Annotated in this window: 9 protein-coding genes; all 9 read left to right on the top strand. The window is 66.0% G+C overall.

What is annotated here, in order from left to right; translation table 11 throughout:
- On the top strand, positions 1-573 hold a 573-nt coding region (locus C100_RS42395), incomplete at its 5' end, for an NAD(P)/FAD-dependent oxidoreductase (RefSeq protein WP_024021207.1).
- A complete protein-coding gene (locus tag C100_RS42390; protein WP_024021206.1) occupies positions 573-2,114 on the top strand; it encodes an ABC transporter substrate-binding protein in 1,542 nt (513 codons plus the stop codon). The genes C100_RS42395 and C100_RS42390, both read left to right, overlap by 1 nt.
- Positions 2,114-3,094, top strand: coding sequence for an ABC transporter permease (locus tag C100_RS42385; protein WP_024021205.1), 981 nt, complete (start codon positions 2,114-2,116; stop codon positions 3,092-3,094). Before C100_RS42390 ends, C100_RS42385 begins: the two co-directional genes overlap by 1 nt.
- On the top strand, positions 3,091-3,918 hold the full coding sequence (locus tag C100_RS42380; protein ID WP_024021204.1) for an ABC transporter permease: 828 nt from the start codon (positions 3,091-3,093) through the stop codon (positions 3,916-3,918). The genes C100_RS42385 and C100_RS42380 overlap by 4 nt, the downstream gene beginning before the upstream one ends.
- Positions 3,915-5,723, top strand: a complete 1,809-nt coding sequence (locus C100_RS42375; protein ID WP_024021203.1) for an ABC transporter ATP-binding protein — start codon at positions 3,915-3,917, stop codon at positions 5,721-5,723. The genes C100_RS42380 and C100_RS42375 overlap by 4 nt, the downstream gene beginning before the upstream one ends.
- Complete coding sequence (locus C100_RS42370) at positions 5,720-6,028, top strand: (2Fe-2S)-binding protein (protein WP_024021202.1); 309 nt, start codon at positions 5,720-5,722, stop codon at positions 6,026-6,028. The genes C100_RS42375 and C100_RS42370 overlap by 4 nt, the downstream gene beginning before the upstream one ends.
- Positions 6,010-7,383, top strand: a complete 1,374-nt coding sequence (locus tag C100_RS42365) for an FAD/NAD(P)-dependent oxidoreductase (protein ID WP_024021201.1) — start codon at positions 6,010-6,012, stop codon at positions 7,381-7,383. The genes C100_RS42370 and C100_RS42365 overlap by 19 nt, the downstream gene beginning before the upstream one ends.
- Entirely contained in the window at positions 7,380-8,510 is a 1,131-nt protein-coding gene (locus C100_RS42360; protein WP_024021200.1) for an NAD(P)/FAD-dependent oxidoreductase, read from the top strand. Before C100_RS42365 ends, C100_RS42360 begins: the two co-directional genes overlap by 4 nt.
- 85 nt (positions 8,511-8,595) lie before the next feature.
- Positions 8,596-10,116, top strand: coding sequence for an aldehyde dehydrogenase (gene adh / locus C100_RS42355; protein WP_031310037.1), 1,521 nt, complete (start codon positions 8,596-8,598; stop codon positions 10,114-10,116).
- The last annotated feature ends 106 nt before the right edge of the window (positions 10,117-10,222 follow it).

Below are 10,222 nucleotides of genomic sequence, written 5' to 3'. Positions count from 1 at the left end.
GGGGCGCCAGCCGCTGCGCCCTTTGGATTTTTCCGCCGGCGGATCATATCGGTCGGCAGCTTCATCATCGCGACCGAACCGCTCGGCGATGCGCTGATCGAAGCGCTGCTGCCGCACCGGCGCAATTATGTGACCAGCAAGAATATCGGCAATTATTTCCGGCTCACTACCGACAATCGCCTGATCTTCGGCGGGCGGGCGCGCTTTGCGATCAGCGACCCCCGATCAGACCTGAAGAGCGGGCACATATTGGAGCAGGTGATGGGCGGCATTTTCCCGGCGCTCAAGGGCGTGGGTATCAGCCATGTGTGGGGCGGGATGGTGGATCTGACCGCCGACCGCTTGCCCCGCGCGGGCGAGCAGGACGGGCTTTTCTATTCCATGGGCTATAGCGGCCATGGGGTGCAGATGGCGACCTATATGGGGCAGATCATGGCGCGCATGATGGGCGGCGACAGGGCGGCCAACCCATGGGGTAATCTTGAATGGCCGCCGGTGCCTGGCCATTTCGGCAAGCCCTGGTTCCTCCCCGTCGTCGGGCTGTGGTATAAATGGCAGGATCTGATCCATTGATGGACGCCATTTCGCCTTTTTCCCGTCGCGGGCTGATCGGTGCGGGCCTTAGCCTTGGGGCTGGCCTGCTGTTGCCCGAGGGCGCGTTGGCGGCCAGCCGCCCGCGCCGGGGCGGACGCATCCGCGTGGCCAGCCTGTCCAGTTCCACCGCCGACACGCTCGATCCCGCCAAAGGCGCGCTGTCCACCGACTATGTCCGCCACTATATGCTCTATAGCGGCCTCACCCAGATCGGCCACGACCTGGTCGCGCGGCCGGCGCTGGCCGAACGGATTATAAGCGACGACCAGACCGTCTGGCATATCCGGCTGCGCAAGGGCGTCACCTTCCATGACGGCGCCACATTGAGCGCGCAGGATGTGGTCTGGTCGCTGCTGCGGCACAAGGATCCGGCGACGGGGTCCAAGATGGCCACCATCGCGGAGCAGTTCGAACAGGTGCAGGCCGCTGGCGCCCAAGATGTCGTCATTCGGCTGACCGGCCCCAATGCCGACCTGCCTGCGATCCTGGCCCAGTCCCATTTCCTGATCCTGCGCGCCGGGCAACGGGATTTCGGCACCGCCAACGGCACCGGCCCCTATCAGCTTGCGCAGTTCCGGCCGGGCGTGCGGACGCTGGTGCGGCGCAACCCGAATTACTGGAAACCGGGGAAGGCCTGGCTGGACGAGATCGAGCTGATCGGCATTCCCGACGAGGTCAGCCGCGTCAACGCGCTGCTGTCGGGCGACGTGCAGTTGGTGATCGCGGTCAATCCGCGATCGACCAAGCGGATCATGGCATCGCGCGGCCATGCCCTGCTGGAAACCCAGTCGGGGCTCTACACCAACCTCATCATGCGGCAGAACCAGTTGCCGACCAGCAACCCGCATTTCGTCGCCGCGATAAAATATCTGTTCGACCGGCCGCTGATCAAGCGTGCGCTCTATCGGGGCTATGCGACGATCGCCAATGATCATCCGATCCCGCCCTTTCATCCCTATTATCGCGCCGACCTGCCGCAGCGCACGCTCGACCTCGACAAGGCGCGTTGGCATTTGCAGCGCGCCGGGCTGACGGGCGTGCGGTTGCCGGTCTATGCGTCGCCAGCAGCGGACGGTTCCGTCGACATGGCGTCGATATTGCAGGAATATGGGTCGCGCGTCGGGCTGAAGCTGGCGGTCAATCGCGTACCGGCCGACGGATATTGGTCGACGCACTGGATGCGGCATCCATTGGGTTTCGGCAACACCAACCCGCGCCCGACCGCCGACCTGCTCTTCAGCCTCTTCTACAAGTCCGACGCGCCGTGGAACGAGAGCGGGTGGAACAATCCGCGCTTCGACCGGCTGTTGCTGGAGGCGCGCGGCGAGGCCGACCAAGCACGGCGCAAGCAGCTTTATGGCGAGATGCAGGAACTGGTCTATCATCATTGCGGCACCAGCATCCCTGTGTTCATCAGCCTGCTCGACGGCTATGACCGGCGGTTGAAGGGCCTTGAGCCGGTGGCGCTGGGCGGCCTGATGGGCTATCAGTTTGCCGAACATGTGTGGTGGGAAGGCTGATGGCCGGCGCTCCCTCCACCAGTGGCGCGAAAACCGCCCTCATTCTCACGGCCAAGCGCTTCGCATCCTCGCTGTTGACGCTTTTCCTGGTGTCGTTGACGATTTTCGTCATTGCGCAACTGCTGCCCGGCGACGCGGCGCAGGAAGCGCTGGGCCAGAGCGCCACGCCCCAACAGGTGGCGGCGCTGCGACACGAGATGGGCCTCGATCAGCCCGCCCCGGTCCGTTATGTCAATTGGCTGACGGGGATGTTGAGCGGCGATCCGGGCCAGTCGCTGGTCGCCAACATGCCGGTCGCCGACGTGATTTCGACCCGCCTGCCCAACAGCCTGCTGCTCGCCGCGCTGACCGCGCTGGTGGCGGTGCCGGCAGCACTCGCCATTGGCATCGGATCGGCGATGAACCGGGGCGGCCGGATCGACCGGGCGCTCAACATCGCCACCTTGTCGATGGTCGCCGTGCCGGAATTCCTGGTCGCGACTCTCGCGGTCCTGATCTTTTCGGTCAAGTTGCGCTGGCTGCCCTCGATCGCGCTGGCGTCGCAGGATATGGACTGGAGCGACTATCTTCGCGGCGTCGCCATGCCGGTCCTCAGCCTCAGCATCGTGGTCATCGCGCAAATGGCGCGCATGACGCGCGCGGCGGTGATCGACCAGATGGATCGCCCCTATGTCGAAATGGCGCTGTTGAAGGGTGTGGCGCCGGTGCGGATCGTCATGAAGCACATCATGCCCAATGCCATCGCGCCGATCGTCAACGCGATGGCGCTCAGCCTGTCCTATCTGCTGGGCGGCGCGGTGATCGTCGAAACCATCTTCAACTATCCGGGGCTCGCCAGTCTGATGGTCAATGCCGTCACCAGCCGCGACATGCCGCTGCTTCAGGCATGCGCGATGATCTTCTGCGCCGCCTATCTCATCTTGATGCTGATCGCCGACGTCACCGCGATCCTGGCCAACCCCAGGCTGCGCGCGCAATGATCGCGGGGGCTTTCCACCGGGCCATGGCCCTGTCGGTATCCGGCAAAATCGGGCTTGCTCTCATGCTCTTCTGGCTGCTGATCGCGCTGTTCGGACCGATGCTGGCGCCCTATCCGGTCGGCGCCTTCGTCGCCTATGACGTGTTCGACGGGTCGTCGGCCGCCCACTGGCTGGGCAGCGACTATCTGGGCCGCGACGTGCTGAGCCGGCTGCTTTCGGGCGCGCGCTACACGGTGGGCCTGGCGGCGGCCGCCGCAATGCTGGCGAGCGCGGCCGGCACGGCGCTGGCGCTGACGGCCGCGGTGGGCGGCCCCAAGATCGACGAGCCGCTGTCGCGCTTCATGGATATGTTGATCTCCATCCCGTCGAAAATCTTCTCGCTGGTGCTGGTGGCCGCGTTCGGGTCGTCGCTACCGCTGCTGCTGCTCATAGCGGCGATCACCTATGTGCCGGGCAATTACCGCATCGCCCGCGCGCTGGCGGTGAACCTGGCGCAGATGGACTATGTGCAGGTGGCAAAGACGCGCGGCGAAGGGCGGTTCCATATCGCCACGGCCGAAATCCTGCCCAACATGATCCATCCGCTGCTGGCCGATTTCGGGCTGCGCTTCGTGTTCATCGTTCTGCTGCTGTCGGGCCTGTCCTTCCTGGGCCTGGGTGTCCAGCCGCCCGATGCGGATCTGGGGTCGCTGGTGCGGGAGAATATCTCGGGCCTGGGCGAAGGCGCGCTCGCCATCATCGCGCCGGCCGTCGCCATCGCCACGCTGACCGTGGGCGTCAACCTGCTGATCGACGCGCTGCCCGGACGGAGCAAGGGCCGATGACCGCCATGGCCCATGTCGAGGTGAACAACCTCACCGTCACCGCGCGCAATGCGGCGGGCGAGACTTTCCCGATCGTCAGCGGCATCGACTTCGCGCTGAAGCGGGGCGAGGTGCTGGCCCTGATCGGCGAATCCGGGTCGGGCAAGACGACGATCGCGCTGACATTGCTGGGCCATGCCCGGCCGGGCGCAACGATCGCGGCCGGCAGCATCCGCGTCGGCGACGCCGACCTGCGCGCGCTCGATGCCAAGGGGCTGGCCCATCTGCGCGGCAACCGGATCGCCTATATCGCGCAGAGCGCCGCCGCAGCCTTCAACCCGTCGCGCACGATCATGGACCAGGTGGTCGAACCCGCGCTGGTCCACGGCCTTATGTCGCGCGCGACCGCCGAGGCGAAGGCGGTGGAGCTGTTCGGCGCGCTGGCCCTGCCCTTCCCCGACACCATCGGCGCACGCTACCCGCACCAGCTGTCGGGTGGGCAGTTGCAGCGGCTGATGGCCGCGATGGCGCTGATTACCGATCCTGAACTGGTGATATTGGACGAGCCGACCACGGCGCTGGACGTCACCACCCAGATCGAGGTGCTGCGCGCCTTCAAGGCCGTCGTGCTGGAGCGCGGCGCGACCGCCATCTATGTCTCACACGACTTGGCCGTCGTCGCGCAGATGGCTGACCAGATCGTCGTGCTGAACCAGGGCCGCATCCGCGAAGCGGGCGCGGCGGCGCAAATCCTGCACAGCCCCGCCGACGACTATACCCGGACGCTGATGGCTGCCGCCCGTCCCGCCATCCGCCCAACGCCCCGGCAGGCGGACCTGCCGGCCGCCCCGCTGCTGGAAATTCGGGGCGTGACGGCGGGCTATGGCAGGATCGGCAAGGACGGACAGCCGCGCGTGCCGGTGTTGCGCGACATCAACCTGACGATCGAGCGTGGCGCGACGCTGGGCGTGATCGGGGAATCGGGATCGGGCAAATCCACCATAGCCCGGCTGGTCGCCGGCCTGCTGCCGCCCGCGAGCGGGCAGGTGCTGCTGGATGGCGAGCCGCTGCCGCCGGGCCTGGCGGGGCGCAGCCGCGAGCAGTTCAGACGGGTGCAACTGGTGTTCCAAAATGCCGACACCGCGCTCAACCCCGCCCATAGCGTAGGACGGATATTGGAGCGGCCGCTGGCTTTCTACCATGGGCTGACGGGCAATGCAGCGCATATGCGCGTGCTGGAATTGATGGACCTCATCCGCCTTCCCAGAAACCTGATCGACCGCAACGTGGGCGGCTTGTCGGGCGGCCAGAAACAGCGCGTCAATCTGGCGCGGGCGCTGGCGGCCGATCCGCAACTGATCCTGTGCGACGAGGTAACGTCGGCGCTCGACACGGTGGTCGGCGCGGCGATCCTGGACCTGATGGCGGAGCTGCGGCGGGAGCTGGGCATCGCCACCATGTTCATCAGCCATGATATTTCGACCGTGCGGGCGATCTGCGACGACATATTGGTTCTCTATTCCGGCACAATGGTCGAGACGGGGCCGCGCGCTGCCTTCCAGACTTCGCCCTTCCATCCCTATACGGACCTGCTGATCGGATCGGTGCCCGAAATGCGCGCGGGCTGGCTGGAGGAAAGCCATGCCGGACGGGCGCCGCCGCCAGTCGGTGCGGCCAGCGATCACCCCGACCTTTGCCGTTTCCTGCCGCGATGCGCCGTGCGCGTGGATGGCCTGTGCAACATCACCCCACCGCCCCGCCATCCGCTGGCCAAGGGCAGCCGCATATTATGCCATCATGGAGACGAAGGTTTGATCCCGTCATGAGTCGCCGCTTCGTTCGTCTGGGCGAAACCGATCGCCCGCCCCTGACCCTGCATGTCGATGGCCGGCCGGTCGAGGCGCTGGTGGGCGACACGCTGATGGTTGCGCTGCTCGCCCATGGTCGCACTTTGCGCCAGAGCGAGTTCGGGCCGGAGGCGCGCGCGGGCTTCTGCCTGATGGGCGCGTGCCAGGATTGCTGGGTCTGGACCGAAACGGGGGACCGGCTGCGCGCCTGCTCCACGCTTGCCGCATCGGGCCAGCGTATCGTCACCAGTCAGCCGGAGGCGTCATGGCCGACCCACGCATAATCATCGTCGGCGCCGGGCCAGCAGGTGTTCGTGCGGCCGAAGCCTGCGTGCAGGCCGGGTTACGCCCCACGATCATCGACGAGGGACGGCGCGACGGCGGGCAGATTTATCGCCGCCAGCCGGACCATTTCACGCGGCCCTATCAGAAACTGTACGGCACCGAGGCAGGCCGGGCGCAGGCGGTGCATCAGGCGTTCGACGCGATCCGCGACCGCATCGACTATCGCCCCGAAACGCTGGTCTGGAACATTGCCGACGGCCATATCTGGACAGCGAAAGCGACAGCTCAAGAGGCATTGCCGTTCGACGTACTCATCCTGTGCACCGGGGCGACCGACCGGTTGATGCCGGTGAAGGGCTGGAATTTCGCCGGCGCCTACAGCCTGGGGGGCGCGCAGGTCGCGCTCAAAAGCCAGGCGGTGTCGATCGGGCATCGCGTGGTCTTCATGGGATCGGGACCGCTGCTCTATCTGGTCGCCAGCCAATATGTTGAAGCTGGCGCGGATGTGGCCGCAGTGCTGGACACATCGCCCTTCACGGCGCGCGTGAAGGCGTTGCCGGACCTGCTGGCGATGCCGTCGGTGCTGTGGAACGGCGTCCGGCTGACGCAGGCGCTCAAACGCGCGGGCGTGGCCGTGCATCATGGCGTGACGCCGGTCGAGATTGTGGGCGATCCCCATGACGGCCTCGGCGGACTTCGTTTCCGCGACCGGGGCGGCACGGAGCGCAGAATCGCCTGCGACGCGGTGGCGATGGGTCACCATCTGCGGCCCGAGGCGCAGCTGGCCGATCTGGCGCGCTGCGCCTTCGCCTTCGATCCGCTGACCCGGCAATGGCTAGCCGAACGCGATGGCGACGGGCGGGCGAGTGTCGCTGGCATCTATCTGGCGGGCGACGGCGCGAAGATATTGGGCGCAAGATCGGCCGAGGCCAGCGGCAGGCTGGCGGCCCTGGCGGCGCTGGCCGATCTGGGCCTGACTAGCGACACGGGCGAGATGGAACGCCTGCGCGGCGATGTGGCGACCTATGCGCGATTTGCGCGCGGACTGGCGCGGGCGTTTCCCTGGCCCGCGCAGCAGGCGGCCGCCTTGCCCGACGAGGCAATCCTCTGCCGCTGCGAGGGTGTGACGGCAGGCGATCTGCGCGCGGTGATGCGCGAGACGGGCGCGCAGGAAGCGAACCGGGCCAAGGCGTTCAGCCGGGTCGGCATGGGCCGGTGCCAGGGGCGTTATTGCGGCCTCGCCGCGGCCGAACTGATCGCCGCCGAAGCGGGCATCCCCATCGAACAGGTCGGCCGGCTGCGCGGGCAGGCGCCGGTCAAGCCGTTGACCATTGCGATTGGAGACGATGCATGAGCGGCGCGAGCGATGTTATCATCGTCGGCGGCGGGCTGATGGGATCATCCGCCGCCCTGTTCCTGCGAGGCCATGGCATGTCGGTGACGCTGCTGGAGACCGACCTGATCGGGCGGCAGGCGAGCGGCACCAATTTCGGCAATGTCCGGCGGCAGGGGCGCGCCATGCACCAGCTCCCCCTCGCCAACCGCGCCATCGCCATCTGGCGCAAGTCGCGCGAGTTGCTGGGGGCGGATGTCGAATATCTCCAGTCGGGGCATATCCGCGTCTGCTATCGCGAGCGGCCCGAACTGGTCGGCGCGATGGAGGAGTATGCCGACCAGGCGCGGCATGAGGGACTGGACCTTGAGCTGCTAAGCGGTAATGCACTGCGCGACAAATTCCCCTTTTTGGGCGCAGACGTGCTGGCGGGGTCCTATTCGGCGACCGACGGCCACGCCAATCCGCGCCTCGCCGCGCCCGCCTTCGCCCGCGCGGCGCAGAAACTGGGCGCGATCGTCCATGAGAATACGAAGATCGTCGATGCGCAGAAGCTGGGCGAGGATTTCGTCGTCACCGCAGCGGACGGACGGCGGTTCCGTGCGCCGATCCTGCTGGTGACAGCGGGCGCCTGGGGCAATGCGCTGTCCTCGCAATTTGGCGAGCCGGTGCCGATCATGCCGCGCGGCCCGAACATGAGCGTGACCGAGCCGGTCCCCTATGCGATCCTGCCCGCCGTCGGCGTGATGACGCCGCTGGAGGAGGAGACGGTCTATTTCCGGCAGGTGGCGCGCGGCAACATCGTGCTGGGCGGCAGCACGCGTGGACCATCCTTTCCCGACGCGTATCGCGCCTATGTGCTGCCCCAGAACACGGTGAGCCAGTTAAAGCAGATCCGCCGCCTGGCGCCGCAACTGGGCAAGCTCAATATCATCCGGGTCTGGTCTGGCATCGAGGGCTATCTGCCCGACAGCCAGCCGGTCATGGGGCCGAGCGCGACGACCAGTGGGCTTTATTATGCGTTCGGCTTTTCGGGATCTGGGTTCCAGATCGGGCCGGGCGTGGGCGAGACGATGGCGGAGATCATCGCCAAAGGGCACACCGATATTCCGATCGCCCCCTATAGCGTCGCTCGTTTCGCGCAATAGCCGCCCCCCGACCAAAGGTCCAATTGCTCCTGTCAGCGCCTCTGCCATCCTGCGATCCAACTTCAATCGATCCAGGAGTGGGATGATGCTACAACAGGCAATGGAGCGGTTCGCGGGCCGGACGCTGATCCGCGACCAATATGACAATTATATCGGCGGGCAATGGGTCGCGCCGGTCAGGGGCGCCTATTTCGACAATGTCTCGCCCGTCACCGGCCAGACGGTGTGCAAAATTGCGCGCGGGACCGCCGAGGACATCGAACTGGCGCTGGACGCGGCCCATGCGGCAAAGGACGCCTGGGGCAAGGCTTCCCCTACCGAGCGGTCCAACATCCTGCTCAAGATGGCCGATCGCATGGAAGCCAATCTCGACCTGATCGCGATGGCCGAGACGATCGACAACGGCAAGCCGATCCGCGAGACGACCCATGCCGACGTTCCGCTCGCCATCGACCATTTCCGCTATTTCGCGGGCTGCGTCCGCGCGCAGGAAGGGTCGATCGCCGAGATCGACCATGACACCATCGCCTATCATTTCCACGAGCCGCTGGGCGTGGTCGGCCAGATCATCCCGTGGAATTTCCCGCTGCTGATGGCGGTGTGGAAGCTGGCTCCGGCGCTGGCCGCGGGCAACTGCATCGTCCTGAAGCCCGCCGAGCAGACGCCGATGTCGATCATGGTGCTGATGGAGATCGTCGGCGACCTGCTGCCGCCCGGCGTGCTGAACGTCGTCAACGGCTTTGGCGTGGAAGCGGGCAAGCCGCTCGCCACCAACAAGCGGATCAGCAAGATCGCCTTTACCGGCGAGACGACGACCGGTCGGCTGATCATGCAATATGCGTCGGAAAATTTGATCCCAGTCACGCTGGAACTGGGCGGCAAGAGTCCGAACATCTTCTTTGAAGACGTGATGGACGCCGACGACGATTATTTCGACAAATGCCTGGAAGGCTTCGCCATGTTCGCGCTGAACCAGGGTGAGGTCTGCACCTGCCCCAGTCGCGCGCTGATCCAGGAATCGATCTACGAGAAGTTCATTGAGCGCGCCATCGCCCGGGTGAAGGCGATCAGGCAGGGCAGCCCGCTCGACCCATCGACCATGATCGGCGCGCAGGCGTCGAACGACCAGCTCGAAAAGATCCTGTCCTATATCGAGATCGGCCTCAACGAAGGCGCCGAACTGCTGACCGGCGGTGACCGTGCGAGCCTCGATGGCGAGCTGGCCGAGGGCTATTATGTGACCCCCACGGTGCTGAAGGGTCATAACAAGATGCGGATCTTTCAAGAGGAAATCTTCGGACCGGTGCTGTCGGTCACGACCTTCAAGGATGAAGCCGAGGCGCTCGCGATTGCCAATGACACGCTCTATGGCCTGGGCGCGGGCGTGTGGACGCGCGATGGCAGCCGCGCCTATCGCATGGGCCGCGCCATCCAGGCGGGCCGCGTGTGGACCAACTGCTACCATGCCTATCCGGCCCATGCGGCCTTTGGCGGCTACAAGCAGTCGGGCATCGGCCGCGAGACGCACAAGATGATGCTGGACCATTATCAGCAGACCAAGAATCTACTGGTAAGCTACAGCCCCAAGGCGCTCGGCTTCTTCTGAAGGAGCAAGCAGGACGACGGTTCGTCGGAGGCACCATTCCTCTCTGTCACGCGACTCCGACGGCGGCGGGCATCCCAGTTTCCCCGATGCCCGCCGCACCGTCTTT

Origin of the sequence: Sphingobium sp. C100 (assembly GCF_000508185.1) — a bacterium.
Classification (GTDB): Bacteria; Pseudomonadota; Alphaproteobacteria; order Sphingomonadales; family Sphingomonadaceae; genus Sphingobium.
Note: the sequence above shows the minus strand (reverse complement) of the source record. Positions and strands in the feature narration are given on the sequence as shown.